The sequence below is a fragment of the Flavipsychrobacter sp. genome (genome assembly GCA_041392855.1).
Classification (GTDB): Bacteria; Bacteroidota; Bacteroidia; order Chitinophagales; family Chitinophagaceae; genus UBA5543.
The window spans coordinates 2,502,912-2,516,955 of sequence record JAWKLD010000001.1; the positions used below are offsets into that span (position 1 = coordinate 2,502,912).

A 14,044-nucleotide genomic window follows, 5' to 3' on the forward strand; every position below is an offset into this window, starting at 1 on the left:
GCGATAGATAACTTAGTTTTGCACTATTAGAAGAAAATATAAAGGAATGAAACAGATACTATTTAGTTTACTATTTGCAGCTACTTGTATTACAGCAACAGCACAGAGTGATAATGATACTTTACCGTATTTAAAGTATCCTGTAATGCCTGCTTTCGAAATATTGCACATGGATAGTAGTACTATTACCAATACTGCCTATGCACCGAAAGACAGACCTGTAATTTTTGTTTTCTTTAGTCCTGACTGTGAACACTGTACCATAACCATAAGAGAACTACTGAATAACAGGCAAGAGCTCAACAACGCGAAGATATATCTATTCACACCACTTACTTTCGATAAGTTGAAACCTGTATACGATAAGCTAAGACTAGCTAGTTATAAAGATGTAGTAGTGGGCAAGGAATTCCGTTATTTCTTTTACAAGTTCTACTCCCCTGTACACGTACCGTACATAGCTATCTACAACAAAAAGAAAAAGCTGGTATCCGTATATGACGGTGGTACCAGCTTGGAACAAATTGTAAAAGATGTGAATAAAGACTAAGCTTCTTTATTCTCTTCTGTATCATTATTAGCTTCATCAGTTGTAGTAGCTACTGCATCTTTTGAAGCTTCTTCTTTTTTAGACGTTTTCTCTTTCGGCTCTTCTGTTTGTTGTTTTTCCTTTTCAGCTATTTGCGCTCCTATATCTTTTAGTTGTGCTTGCACCTCTTCCAGCTTCTCTTGCTTATGTACAAGGTTCTTTTCTGTTTGTGCTATTAGCTTTGTTAGGTGTTCTTTCAGCTCGTCTGCCTTCTTTAATTCAGGGTCTATGTTAGCAAGCCCTTCTTTAAAGTCCACAAGTTTATCCTTCTCTTCTTGTAGCTCTTCTTCAAGGGTCGCCACAAACTTTTTAGTTTGGTCGTGTCTCGTATAGATCCTCTTTTCCGCATGTTCTTTTCTTTGCTCCCTATCAGCATCTTTGCGGTTGTAGAAATGTTTACGTGCTGCTACAAACTGCTCCCATATAGTATCACTGTGCTCTCTAGGCACAGGCCCTATGCTCTTCCATTCCGTCATTAGTTCGTTTATCTCTGCAGTAGCCTCTCTCCAGCGTGTAGAGTTTTTTAATTGTTCTGCTCTTTTAAGAAGTGCCTGCTTACGTGCATAGTTGTCTTGCAGCGATACTTTGAAGGCTTGGAAATGCTCTCTCTTGGCTTGATAAAAAGTATCCTTAGCGGCGTTAAGTCTTGCCCACAATTCATCAGAATGTTCACGAGGCACTCTACCGGTAGCCTTCCATTCCTCCATTATTTTTGTATAGGCATCAGAAGTTTTGTTCCACTCTTGACTGTCTTTTAGCTCTTCTGCTTTTTCTACTAGTGCCAGCTTAACCGTATAGTTTTTTTCTTGCTCTGCTTTTATAGTGTTGTAGTGTGCCTTCTTTTTGTCGAAAAAGGCATTCTTAGCAGTGATGTATCTGTTCCACAGTTGCTCGTTCTTGTCGTGCATGGTTCTACCCACAGCCTTCCATTCCTCCATCAATTGTTTGAACGCTTCAGTCGTTCTCTTCCAATCATCTGATGCTGCAAGTTTTTCTGCCTTTTCTACCAACTCTAGTTTAAGGTCTAGATTTTGAAGTAGCTCTTTTTCTATATCCTCTGTATGAGCACGCTTGCGTTCAAAGAACTTCGTTCTTGCGGCTTCTAATCTTTCCCAAAGCTCATCGTTTCTTTTTTTATCTATATAACCTGTAGCCTTCCATTGCTCAATCAGGTCTTTAAACTTCTGAGTTGTTTCTTTCCAGTCTTCACTCTCTACTACAGCTTCTGCTTCTTTTACTATACCTTCTTTAGCTGCAAAGTTTTCTTCTGTTTTTGCGGCTATCTCTTTTTCTAGTACTGCAATGTTTTGAAACAGAGGTGTATAATCACCAACGGCCACTGCATGTTGCAGATAGTCTTTAGTTCGTTCTACTTTGCCTGCCAGTTTTAATTTGTCTTCTTGCTCGACATCCCACTCGTCTTGTAGTTCTTTTACTTTGGCTTCTACTTCAGGAAATTTTTCTAGTAGCGACTTTAGCTGTGCGTCTGCATTGTTTAGCTCTAAAGTTATTATGGTTCGCTCTTTGTTGCCTTCTATTGGGTTCAGGACAAGGTCTCCAGTTTCCGAAAGTTGATATTGTTCTTTAGTTGGAAATGTTACTTCTGCCCACCAAGTTTGCAATGTGTTTTCCTGTGTCATGCCGTTTCAATTTCGGTTGGTTATTATACCAACCAGTAGAGAGATTATTAGTTGCCAAAAACTTTACGTAATAAGTCTGTAACTCTTGCTGCAGGGTCTTTACGTATTTTGTTTTCTTCTTGTGCTATGGTAACGAACAAACCGTTTAATGCTCGCTCTGTTACATAGCCTGTCAAGTCTGTATTTACTTTATTTCTTGTAGTTGGTAGCCTGTTGTAGATATTAAATATCTGTGCCCAGTATTTTGTAGCGTCTACCTTCTTTAATGAGTTTTCTATTACAGGACGGAAAGAGTTGGTCAATGCAGCTGTAGTTCTCCCTTTTAAATAGTTAGTCGCAGCACCATCACCTCCTTTAAGTATATTCATACCATCTTGTATACTCATGGTTTTAATAGCATTGATAAATATAGGTACTGCTTGTGCAGCAGCATCTTCCGCAGCGCGGTTCATAGATAATATGGCTTTATCCACCTGATCACCCATTCCTAAATTACGCAATGTGCTTTCCACCTTTTGAGCTTCCGGTGGCATCAATACTTTTATCAGTTGATTACCAAAATATCCGTTGATATTATGTAGTTGACCACCTGCATTTTTAGCACCTATTTCGAGCGCCTGCTTCAAACCCGCAATTATTTCAGAGTTTCCTAACGTTCCACCATTCGATGAGCCTGTACCATTAATATCAATACCCGCATCTTTTGCTGTCTTTAACAGGTCACCAAATGTTTGTCCATTACAACCTGCTGTAGCTATAGATAGCGTACCTAATAATAATACAGTTTTGATAATCTTATTCATAGTTTACAATTTACTAAATATCTATACCAAATGAAATGCCAGAATTAAAAACCACCATCTTCACTCTTATCTTTTATGGCATCTCTATCTTTGGTTTCTTCAGGTTTATACTCTTCTTTGCTGTGCTTACCTTTCCCCTTTCTATCGTTTGTGCCAAAACGATAACTAAAGGTTATTCTTCCAATTCTGGTTTCTCTATCTCTGTAAGATACCTGTCTTGCTTTATCAAAATCGTAATTAACCGTATACTTACGAGTATCAAATATATCGGATACATTTAGTACTAGTGTCGCCTTGTCTTTTAATAAATTCTTACGAATGGCTGCATCTATCCAATACACCCCTTCTCTAGTACCTTGAGCCTCTATCTTAGGCGCTTCGTAGTTACCATTTATTTGCAAAGAGAAGTTTTTAGGCAATTTCACATTAGTATTCACCTTTCCAAACCAGCTAAAGCCTGTATTATCTAATGTAGGGTCTACATTACCGCCCAATATTTGATTCTGGAACAGGTTAACATTGAACGTAGCATCCCATATTTTCACTATCTGAAACCTTGCCGTTATATCGGCTCCATAGGTGATACCTGTATTCAGGTTAGTACGCATACTAAAAGAAGTACCATCATCGTAAAAACGTCTATACATAGTAATGAGGTTTTGCGTGTTTTGATAGTAGGTACTCAAAATGATGTTATGCCCTTTTTTGAATAATCTACTATAGCTCAACTCAATATTATGTATAAACTCCGGTACAAGGTTAGGATTTCCTGCACTTGTATCTTGTGGGTTCGATAGATCTAAATAAGGTAATAGCTGCCAGAACCTTGGTCTATGTGTACGTCTTGAATAATTCAGATAGATGCTTTGGTCTTTAGGCAACTCATACGATGTGAACACTGAAGGGAAAAAGTTGAGAAACTCGTTAGAGTATCTTCTACCACCTACTTGTTCATTAGTGCCTTCATAATATGCATACTCCGCCCTTAAGCCAAATTGGTATCTGAATTTACCTAGTTGGTCTTTAAAACTTGTATATCCGGCATATATCTGTTGCGTATAGTCATAGCTATTCAATAGGCTAGAGTCTATAGCTACATCTACTCCCGATGTAGAATCTATAATTGGATTATTCTCACTTTGAAAAAAGAAAAGCTGAGCTTTAAGACCTGCTTCCAACTTCCCATTTTTTGTTAGCAAAGGGCGCTCGTAATCTGTTTGCGCATTTACACTTTGTCTTTTCCCTTTTCCAGGTGCATCTTGTATTATTGGTTGTCCTAATACCGTACCATTGGGACTAATATTACGTGTTTTGAAATACTGTACCCTAGAGCCACCTGACGTTACATAAGTAACGCTGGTAGTGAGCTGATGATCCAACGGCGCAAACTTGTGCTTATACTCTAGTGAAGTAGAGCTAGATATTGGGTTTACTTTAAACCTGCTCTCACGCTCTTGAATAGATAACAGATTGTCTCCATTATATATTTTATAATTCGTTTTACCATTAGACTCGTAGGTAAAACTGTTGATATTCTGTGTCAGCATAACACTATTCTTTTTATCGAAAGTGTACTCTGCCCCTATGGAATTGAAAGAGCCCCCATGCTGACGTAAATTATCTTCATAGGTATTGAAGTAACCTGCATCTTCATTATTAAAACGCTCTGTAGTATTTCTTCTGTAGTTAGGGTTTTGCCTAAAGTTGCCATTGAGGAAGATGTTCCATTTTTCATTTTTGAAATTAAGGCTCAACCCTCCGTTATACTTATCTCTGGTACCTATACCAATATTGGCATTTCCGTTGACACCAAATTTCTTTTCTCTTTTGGTAACTATATTAATGATACCCGTCATACCCTCTGCGTCATATTTAGCCGAAGGGTTGGTAATTACCTCTACCTGATCAACACTTTCTGCAGGTAAGCTTTGCAAAGCCGACGCCTCGTCACCACCCAATAATGTAGCGGGCTTACCATCTATAAGTATTGTTACTCCCGATTTACCTCTCAAGCTCACGCCTCCATCTACATCTACCGAAACAGAAGGTACATTTTGTAATACATCAGATGCGCTACCTCCGGCAGTGGTCGTATTCTTCTCTACATTAAACACTTTTTTGTCAACGCCCATTTCCATCACCGGGCGCTCCCCTTTCACCTCTACCTCATCCATAAGTTTTGTGGTGGTCTCTACCTTAATATCCCCAAGTGCTCGTGTAAGATTATCTGGAGAGATGGTGATATTCTTCACTATATAAGTACTAATACCTATACCACTTACTTTCAAACTATAGCTACCTGATTTTACCGCTGCTATTTCAAACTGGCCATTATCATCTGTCAAGGCACCGTTTACCGGTTGCTTGCCCTCTTTAAGTAATGCTACTGTAATATATGGTACTGCCTTTTTGCCCTTACCTGTTACTATTCTACCGTTAATAGTACCTGCTGCCGTCTTATCCCCATTATTTGTTTGTGCCCATATAGTAGCTGAAAAGCCAAGGCATAACATAGTCAGGAATATATTGATGTATATTCTACCCATTGAATCGCAAAAATCATGGAAAAAATCTAAATAATGGCGATTAACATCATAAATAATGTTAAAACATTTCTATATGCCTATATGCTTTTCTATGATATAGTTATTCCTATCAGAGGAACTACGAGAGACCAATTCGCCCAAGAAACCAACTAGGAAAAACTGGGTACCCATGATCATAGCAGTGAGTGCCATATAAAAACCCGGCTTGTTGGTAATAGAGAAAGAGGCTCCGCCTATTATTTTCTCAATGACCAACCAAATAGTGATGATAAAACCGAGCAAGAAGGTAAGTGTACCCAAAGACCCAAAGAAGTGCATTGGCTTTTTACCAAAACGACTGATAAACTGTATAGAAAGAAGGTCTAAAAAACCATTGATGAAGCGTTCCCAGCCAAATTTAGAAACACCGTACTTACGTGCTCTATGCTGTACTACCTTTTCCCCAATATTTCTAAAACCAGCGGCTTTGGCCAATACAGGTATAAAACGGTGCATTTCACCATATACCTCAATGCTTTTTATCACCGTTTTCTTGTAGGCTTTCAAGCCGCAGTTCATGTCATGTAGCTTGATGCCTGAAATACGACGATTAACAGCATTATATAGTTTAGAGGGTAGGTTTTTAGTTATGGCATTATCATAACGCTTCTTTTTCCAACCGCTTACCAGATCAAACCCATCTATAGTGACCATTCTATACAGATCAGGTATTTCATCAGGGCTGTCTTGCAAATCAGCATCCATAGTAATGACCACTGAGCCTTGCGCTATCTTGAAACCTTCGTATAAGGCAGCACTCTTACCATAGTTTCTTTGAAACTTGATACCTTTTATAATATCAGGTTGCTCTTTCGATAGTTGCTCCACAACTTTCCAGCTATCGTCAGTACTACCATCATCTATCATGATCACCTCATACACATAGCCGTGTTCTGAGCACACTTTTTCGATCCACTCTACCAGCTCGGGCAGGGATTCCTCCTCATTATATAATGGTATTACTATTGATATATCAGGCATGTTCTGCAAAAATAGGGAAATTACTCTGCCTGCATACTTGGTGGCATTGGTCCATTCTTTTTAGCTGTAGCTGCTGCTATGAGCGAAAATATAGCCCCTACGATCATATACATAAGCATTACACTACCAATCATTACTATCTTAAGGTACTTACCTGTCATAAACTTCATCCCCATTTCTATTTCCTCATCGGTATTACCTTGTTGTATCATACGCTCGCGGGCTGCTTCTATCGCCTTGTCTACCATTTCAGGGAAAATATAAAATGAGAGCAATGCCCAAGCTACTCCAATGATCGTAATTATAGCTACTGCTTTGAAGCAGCTACTGAATGTTTGTCCAAAAGTGACATAACCATTATTAGCTTTTGAAAAAGCATTAGCGTTTAATATCAAACCTAGAAGAAAAGGTAAATAAACTACATACTGGGTCCAGCTTTCAAACGATAGATCTAAAACATATAGTATTAAACCTATTACCATCATTGCTAGTCCTGTGATAAGACCGTACTGCTTATGTGTCTGTTTTAACTCCATGGTTTTCTTAATTATTTATGTGTACTTGTTGCTGATTTATAATACCAATAACCCTACCCGGCAGCTCTTTGCCAATATACGGGTTGTTTTTTACCGCAGATCGTAAGGTGTTGCTCGAAAACACCTCACTACCTTCAGTAGTAAAAATAGTGATTTCTGCGGTAGCTCCTTTTTCAATAGTTGCAGTAGCAAGCCCAAATATCTTTCTAGGCTGTATTGCCAATGCTTCTACCAAACGTTCTTGTGTTACTTTATCCTTCAGCCCGCTCAAAGCTACTCCTAAAGTAACTTCCTGAACATTCATGCCATCTGCTGCATAGTCAAACTCTCGTGTTTTGGCATCCCAGTCTTGCGGACGATGATGTGAAGCAATGCAGTCAATAGTACCTTCTGCCAAACCTTTAACCAAAGCTTTCCTATCTCCTTCGGAACGCAAAGGTGGCATCACTTTATACATACTATTATAGGTTCTTAACGATTCATCCGTTAGCGCCAAATGGTATGGCGTTACCGAACAGGTGATGTTCAATCCTTCTTTCTTAGCAGCCTTTATCATGGCAACACTTTCGGCAGAAGAAATGCCAGTAACATGTAATCTAGAACCTGTATATCTTAATAATTCTATATCTCTGTGTAGTGTCAGCGTTTCTGCTAAAGTTGGGATGCCCGCCATACCCAAATGCGTAGATACAGGCCCCTCATGCATCAAACCGCCAGTGGTTAATGAAGCATTCATCGGTATCTGTATCAGCGTACCATCAAATGCTTTTACATATTCCAATGCTTTTAGCATCAGATTAGCATTCTGTACAGGCGCCCAGCCATCGCTAAAGGCTATAGCACCATGTGCCTGCATATCCATCATTTCCGACAACACCTTTCCTTCTACATCTTTAGATATACTACCCAAAGGCCTTAACCCTACTATATGCCCCTCTGCTTTCTTGAGTAAGAACTCTACTATCGACTTAGTACTTACTGCAGGGTCTGTATTAGGCGTAGTAAATACTTGCGTAAAACCACCTGCCGCAGCTGCATTCAAACCGGTAGCTATTGTTTCGTTTTGCTCATGACCCGGTTCTCTGTAGTCTGCAAAAATATCTACCCATCCCGGGCTCACACATAGTCCGTTTGCTTTAATAACCGTATCCGCCTCCTCTTTAATAGTAGCGGCAATTCTTTTTATTTGCCCATTTTCTATTAATAGATCAACGACTTTATTGTGGTAATCGGACCCCGAATCGAGTACTGTAGCCTTTTTGATGAGTACCTTCATAGTAGCTATTGCGTAGCAGCTGATTGTTTTCTTAAACTGCCTGCCAATACAATAGTTTCGACAAACAGCATTATCACAGCTAAAATAGCACAAAGTTTCCAAAGCGGGAAGCTAGTGTATTGAGTTCCGGCCTTCATATTACTAATACTATCTACCGTAAGCCAAACCGCTTCGCCCTCTTTCCAATGCTCTTTTAGTGTGCTAAGGCTAGTCAAGGCCAGATCAGACTCTGTTCTACTTTGATTTACAGCGACCACTACCGTGTCTCCCCCCTGTGCCGACAAGCTATAATAACCTGCTTGCTGCACTACTTCATCCAAGTATACATTTAGGCCTGCCCCTTCTTGCCTTTGTGCCGGTATGGCATCTACACCTTTACTATATAGGTGTATCATATTACGTTCATCTGCATTATCTAAAGGTAAATAGGCGGGCTGTTGTGTACCCAATGAAAGGGCATAGACATTACCCCCTGCTGCGCGGGTGGCCATCTGGTACAGCATAGGCACAAAGAAATAACTCCCTTGAAAATTACCAGCTGTAAGATCAATACCTGTTGAGGAGATATATAAAGCCGCTTTTGACGGTGTGTATCTGGCAAAAAGCGGGTCGCCATTTCTAAAATTGAATACTGACTGCTGGTTAGCAGCCAATCCTGCATGGATACTATAGTGCCAGTTGGCGGTAGGCAGTTGCACATTGGCAGGTATATCTTCAAACAGGTCTTGTATTAGGTCGCTACCGCGTTGTATGCTGGCTGCCGTTTGTGTAGCAGTATCTAAACCCGTAATGGTTATATCTCCCAATTTATTCAAGCCATCGCTCAACTGCTGATAATTAGCGGTACGCCCTGGGAAGATACAGATGCTCTTACCTGCTTGCATTGCTTCATTAAGCTGTGTAGCCAAGCCATCATTAATAGCTGTTACTTCGTTGAGGATAATGAGGTTATAATTTTTCCAATTGCTAATAGGCTCATTGAGCTTTCTATTATCCAGCCTAAAGCCGTTGTAAGCTCTGAATGCTGCCTGTAAGTATGGGCTAGGTAGCTGCTCGTTCAACACCAATACTGATAGATTAGGTGTACTACGCGCACTTATCAGGAAGGTGTCATCAAAAGGTAGGGCCGCATCATTGATCGTAAGGGCTATTTGCTGCCAGTTGGCATTATCTACCTGAAAGCTAAGTGTGTCTATACTTTCTTTTTCTTCCTCTATTTGCAAAGACGCCGCATTTTTCACCTGCCCGTTTACCGCCAGTTGTAATACAGGGAGCTCGTCGGGCACGTCACCATACACTTTAGTGCGTACTACCAGTTCGTTGCTTTTGCCTGCTTGCAATACGGGTGAGGTAAGGTAGGCGGTATCTATATATACATTATATACGTCTGCTGCACGTACTACTACGCCATATAGTTTTATATGTTCTGTCTCTTGTGCCGATAGAGGTATTGCATCACGATTTTGAAAGTCGGAGTAATAATATACATCAGCACCATCTTTGGCTTCTGTCTGCACTACACCTTGTACTTGTGCAATTACCTGCTTGGTAGTTTTGTGCTTGGCAGCAAGGTCTATGGTATTCAGCGCAGCTATAGCCTTCTCTGCCGAAAGTGGTGTATAGCTTACCGCTCTATCATTGGTGAGCAATAAAAACTTAGTACCGAGAGGCGCTTTCTGCATTTGCTGACGGGCGGCATCTTTAGCAATGTCGAGCAGCCTGCGTGCACCTTGCTTTAGCGACATACTACCCGAGTTGTCTATATACACCACCTGTAGCCTGTCTTGCATACGAGCAGCATCTTTATTGACGAAAAAAGGCTGTGCAAAAGCCAATATCAATGAGGCTAAGAACAGTAAGCGTAATAGCAAAAGCCATTTATAGCGCAGCTGCGATGACTTCTGCGAGCGTAGCTGAATATTTTTTAGGAAACGGGTATGCGGAAAATACACCGTCTTGTACCTGCGCAGGTTGAAGAGGTGTATGACTATAGGTATCAGCAATGCCGCACCAGCTATGAGAAATAGTGGGTAAAGAAAACTCACGTACCAAATATAAGGTTATTGCCCGCTGAAACCCCACTCCCAAATGCTAAAACTCTGAAAAATGTTTGTTGGTAGTGTACTTCTGCTTTTTTAAAACTTACCAGTGTTTGCCCATTCTGTGCGTGGCGGTATGGGTTCTATATTATCCCAGTGCTCTACTATTTTGCCGTCTTCTATCCTAAAGATGTCAAATACTGCCAGCTCCGCTCCTTGGGCGATTACTTTTGAATAACTCACCACATAGTTGCCCTGACCAATGAGCTTGAAGATGAAATCATATTCTACTTCTTCTTTAGCTAACAGTTCTTTTAATGCTTCTATCCCATTAGGTAGTGTGGTATTGTGTTGTATATACTGCGCTGTACTGATATATTGTTCCAGTGTATCATAGTTTTTATTTTGAAATACATCGGTGAGAAAATTTCTGACCAATATTTTATTGGCTTCTGTTTTGTCTAGGTCTTTCAATTCAAAATCGCCCAGTATCATATCATTGCCCGATGCCGTAGTAGACGGGTCTTGATAAGCGGCTATTACATCCCAATGTTCTATGAGTTTGTCCTGCTCATCTGTATCAAAAAGGTCTGCTGTTACCCAACGTGCCGTACCGTTGTCTATATCTTGATAGGCATGTACAAATACATATTGCCCATCCTCTATCATTCTTATTAGCCTTATATCTCGAGTAGTACTCCTTTCTAAAAAACCGGCAAAGAATTTTTTAAACCCTTCAGGTCCGTCCTCTACACCTGTACTGTGTTGGGTATATCGATTACCTGTGTATTTATCTACTACATCGGGATTACCATCTCTGATACCTTCCAGATATAACTTCTTAGCGTTCTCTAGTTTGTTGCTCATGATTGTAAGTAAATTACCATATTTTTTTGAGGGTAGTGATTAACCTCCCTTCCACTCCCTGTTTTTATTTAGCTTTGCGTACTTATAATAAGATACCAGTATGCTTACGGCTAACGAGATAAGACAGCAGTTTTTAGATTTCTTCAAAGAGAAGGGGCACGAGATCGTTCCTTCTGCACCTATAGTGGTGAAAAACGACCCTACTTTGATGTTCATCAACGCGGGTATGAACCAGTTTAAAGACTACTTTTTGGGCAACCAACAAGCCCCAAACCCTCGTGTAGCCGATACTCAAAAATGTCTTCGTGTAAGCGGTAAGCACAACGACTTGGAAGAGGTGGGTGTAGATACCTACCACCATACCCTATTTGAGATGCTGGGCAACTGGAGCTTTGGCGACTATTTTAAGGAAGACGCCATAAAATGGAGCTGGGAGCTACTGACCGAGGTATACAAAATACCTAAGGACAAACTGTATGTGACCATATTTGAAGGAGACAAGGGCGATAACCTGCCTAAAGACGAGGAAGCCTACAATATATGGAAGCAATACATAGCCGAAGACCGCATACTACTGGGCAATAAGAAAGACAACTTCTGGGAGATGGGTGATATTGGTCCTTGCGGGCCATGTAGCGAGATACATGTAGACTGTCGCACGGAGGAAGAGCGCGCTGCAGTAGATGGTAAAACACTGGTAAATGCCGACCACCCACAGGTGATAGAGATATGGAACAATGTGTTCATGGAGTTCAACCGCCAAAAAGACGGCAGCCTAAATAAGCTACCAGCACAACACGTAGATACCGGTATGGGCTTGGAGCGTTTGGTGCGCGTATTACAAGACAAACATAGCAACTATGATACCGACCTGTTTACCGGCTTAATCAGCAAGGTAGAGGGCATTACTAATAAAAAATACAACAACACTGATGCGAAGGAAGATATTGCCTTCCGTGTGATAGCCGACCATATACGTGCTATTGCCTATACTATTGCCGATGGGCAATTGCCATCGAACACAGGTGCGGGTTATGTCATCCGTCGTATACTGCGCCGCGCCGTACGTTACTATTTCTCATATCTGGATTATAAACAACCATTGTTGACACAACTCGTGCCACAACTGGTATCAGAATACAGCCATGTGTTCCCCGAGTTGAAGACACAGCAGGAGCTCATCACCAAAGTGATCAAAGAAGAAGAAGAAGCTTTCTTGAGAACCTTAGATAAGGGCTTGAGAAAGGTGGATGAGATACTAGCATCAAATGAGGGCAACAAAACCGTATCTGGCAAAGTAGCTTTTGAACTGAACGATACTTTTGGTTTCCCGATAGACCTTACTGAACTGATTGCTAAAGAGCAGGGCTGGCAAGTAGACCTGAAAGGCTATGAAGCAGCGCTGCAAGAACAAAAAGAGCGTAGCCGTTCAGCAACTGCACTAGATACTGGCGACTGGGTAGTGCTGAAAGATGGTAGCACTAAGTTTGTGGGTTATGAAGCAATAGAGGCTACTGCACATATACTTCGCTACCGTAAGGTGACCGCTAAGAAAAAAGAACTGTATCAAATAGTACTGGACACCACTCCTTTCTACGCAGAGAGTGGGGGACAAGTAGGTGATAAAGGCGTACTTACGCTAGCTAACGATACCATTCACATCTTTGATACGAAGAAAGAGAACGACCTTATTATCCACTTTGCCGATAAGATACCTGCTTCGCTGGAAGGGGAGCTACATGCTAAGGTAGATGACGCCAAACGTAAGAATACAGAGATACACCATAGCGCTACACACCTACTACACGCTGCATTAAGACAGGTATTGGGTACGCACGTAGAGCAAAAGGGTTCTTTGGTGAATGAGGAGCATTTGCGTTTCGACTTCTCGCATTTCTCAAAAGTGAGCGATGAAGAAATTGCACAGATAGAGGCTATCGTGAATGCTAAGATCCGCGAGAACCACCCTGTGGTTATCAAAGAAATGAGCAAAGACGAAGCGGTGGCTATGGGTGCTATGGCCTTATTTGGCGAGAAGTATGGCGATAAAGTACGTGTGGTCATCATCGACCCACAATATTCTATAGAACTATGCGGTGGTACACACGTGGGTGCTACAGGTGAGCTAGGTATATTCAAGCTAAAGCATGAGAGTGCCGTGGCTGCAGGCGTGCGTAGGGTAGAGGCAGTATGCGGTAAAGCTGCAGAAGACTATATCAATAACAACCTTACACTACTCCACAATATGAAAGAGGCGTTGAAGAACACCAAAGACCCTCTGGAGGCCATAGAAAAACTACAAAGAGAAAAAGCACAATTACAAAAGCATGCCGATATGCTGGAGGCTCGTCAGCTGGTAGTGATACGTAACGAAGTATTACAGAAAGACGAGGTAGTGGGTGATGTGAACTTTGTGGCAGATATCGTAGAGGTAGGCTCTGCTGATGCTTTGAAAAAGCTATGCTTGGACGTAAAACACCATGTGAACGACCATGTGGTAGTGCTTTGTGCTAATATAGATGGTAAAGCATTTGTAGCCGTAGGGGTAGATGAAAAAGTAATAGCTGCGAAGGAGATCGACGCCAATATGATCATCAAAAAACATATAGCACCACTTATCAAAGGCGGTGGTGGCGGACAAAAAACACTGGCAACTGCAGGTGGTCAAAACCCAAGTCAGCTACAGGAAGTTATTAATGCTGTGAAGGGGATGCTATAATATTATAGA

At 41.0% G+C, this 14,044-nt stretch carries 10 protein-coding genes; 2 read left to right on the forward strand and 8 right to left on the reverse strand.

The window, feature by feature from the left end:
• Positions 1-46 precede the first annotated feature (46 nt).
• Positions 47-550, forward strand: a complete 504-nt coding sequence (locus tag R2800_11595) for a hypothetical protein (protein MEZ5017689.1) — start codon at positions 47-49, stop codon at positions 548-550.
• On the opposite strand, the gene R2800_11600 is transcribed toward R2800_11595, so the two are convergent.
• The 8 genes from R2800_11600 to R2800_11635 all read right to left on the reverse strand — a co-directional run bounded on the left by R2800_11600 (position 547) and on the right by R2800_11635 (position 11,316).
• Positions 547-2,229 (reverse strand): DUF349 domain-containing protein, encoded by a 1,683-nt coding sequence (locus R2800_11600; protein ID MEZ5017690.1) that lies wholly within the window; start codon positions 2,227-2,229, stop codon positions 547-549. The genes R2800_11595 and R2800_11600 overlap by 4 nt on opposite strands.
• Before the next feature lie 47 nt (positions 2,230-2,276).
• Entirely contained in the window at positions 2,277-3,032 is a 756-nt protein-coding gene (locus tag R2800_11605; protein MEZ5017691.1) for a DUF4197 domain-containing protein, read from the reverse strand.
• A 44-nt stretch (positions 3,033-3,076) separates the two neighbouring features.
• Positions 3,077-5,578, reverse strand: coding sequence for an outer membrane beta-barrel family protein (locus R2800_11610; protein MEZ5017692.1), 2,502 nt, complete (start codon positions 5,576-5,578; stop codon positions 3,077-3,079).
• Between the two features lie 69 nt (positions 5,579-5,647).
• Positions 5,648-6,598, reverse strand: a complete 951-nt coding sequence (locus R2800_11615; protein ID MEZ5017693.1) for a glycosyltransferase family 2 protein — start codon at positions 6,596-6,598, stop codon at positions 5,648-5,650.
• A gap of 20 nt (positions 6,599-6,618) precedes the next feature.
• Entirely contained in the window at positions 6,619-7,134 is a 516-nt protein-coding gene (locus R2800_11620; GenBank protein ID MEZ5017694.1) for a DUF4199 domain-containing protein, read from the reverse strand.
• A 7-nt stretch (positions 7,135-7,141) separates the two neighbouring features.
• A complete protein-coding gene (locus R2800_11625; GenBank protein ID MEZ5017695.1) occupies positions 7,142-8,410 on the reverse strand; it encodes a dihydroorotase in 1,269 nt (422 codons plus the stop codon).
• A 5-nt stretch (positions 8,411-8,415) separates the two neighbouring features.
• Positions 8,416-10,455: a BatA domain-containing protein gene (locus R2800_11630; GenBank protein MEZ5017696.1), complete on the reverse strand. Its 2,040-nt coding sequence runs from the start codon at positions 10,453-10,455 to the stop codon at positions 8,416-8,418.
• A gap of 90 nt (positions 10,456-10,545) precedes the next feature.
• Positions 10,546-11,316 carry a nuclear transport factor 2 family protein gene (locus R2800_11635; GenBank protein ID MEZ5017697.1) on the reverse strand — a complete coding sequence of 257 codons (771 nt, stop codon included), beginning with the start codon at positions 11,314-11,316 and terminating at the stop codon, positions 10,546-10,548.
• Between the two features lie 100 nt (positions 11,317-11,416).
• Here R2800_11635 and alaS point away from each other — a divergent pair, with 100 nt between their 5' ends.
• Positions 11,417-14,035 (forward strand): alanine--tRNA ligase, encoded by a 2,619-nt coding sequence (alaS, locus tag R2800_11640; protein ID MEZ5017698.1) that lies wholly within the window; start codon positions 11,417-11,419, stop codon positions 14,033-14,035.
• Positions 14,036-14,044 lie beyond the last annotated feature (9 nt).

Coding starts and splice junctions, on each gene's coding strand:
- R2800_11620 (MEZ5017694.1), bottom strand. CDS start 7,134: ATGGAGTTAAAACAGACACATAAGCAGTACGGTCTTATCACAGGACTA.
- R2800_11600 (MEZ5017690.1), bottom strand. CDS start 2,229: ATGACACAGGAAAACACATTGCAAACTTGGTGGGCAGAAGTAACATTT.
- R2800_11605 (MEZ5017691.1), bottom strand. CDS start 3,032: ATGAATAAGATTATCAAAACTGTATTATTATTAGGTACGCTATCTATA.
- R2800_11625 (MEZ5017695.1), bottom strand. CDS start 8,410: ATGAAGGTACTCATCAAAAAGGCTACAGTACTCGATTCGGGGTCCGAT.
- R2800_11635 (MEZ5017697.1), bottom strand. CDS start 11,316: ATGAGCAACAAACTAGAGAACGCTAAGAAGTTATATCTGGAAGGTATC.
- R2800_11615 (MEZ5017693.1), bottom strand. CDS start 6,598: ATGCCTGATATATCAATAGTAATACCATTATATAATGAGGAGGAATCC.
- R2800_11610 (MEZ5017692.1), bottom strand. CDS start 5,578: ATGGGTAGAATATACATCAATATATTCCTGACTATGTTATGCCTTGGC.
- R2800_11595 (MEZ5017689.1), top strand. CDS start 47: ATGAAACAGATACTATTTAGTTTACTATTTGCAGCTACTTGTATTACA.
- alaS (MEZ5017698.1), top strand. CDS start 11,417: ATGCTTACGGCTAACGAGATAAGACAGCAGTTTTTAGATTTCTTCAAA.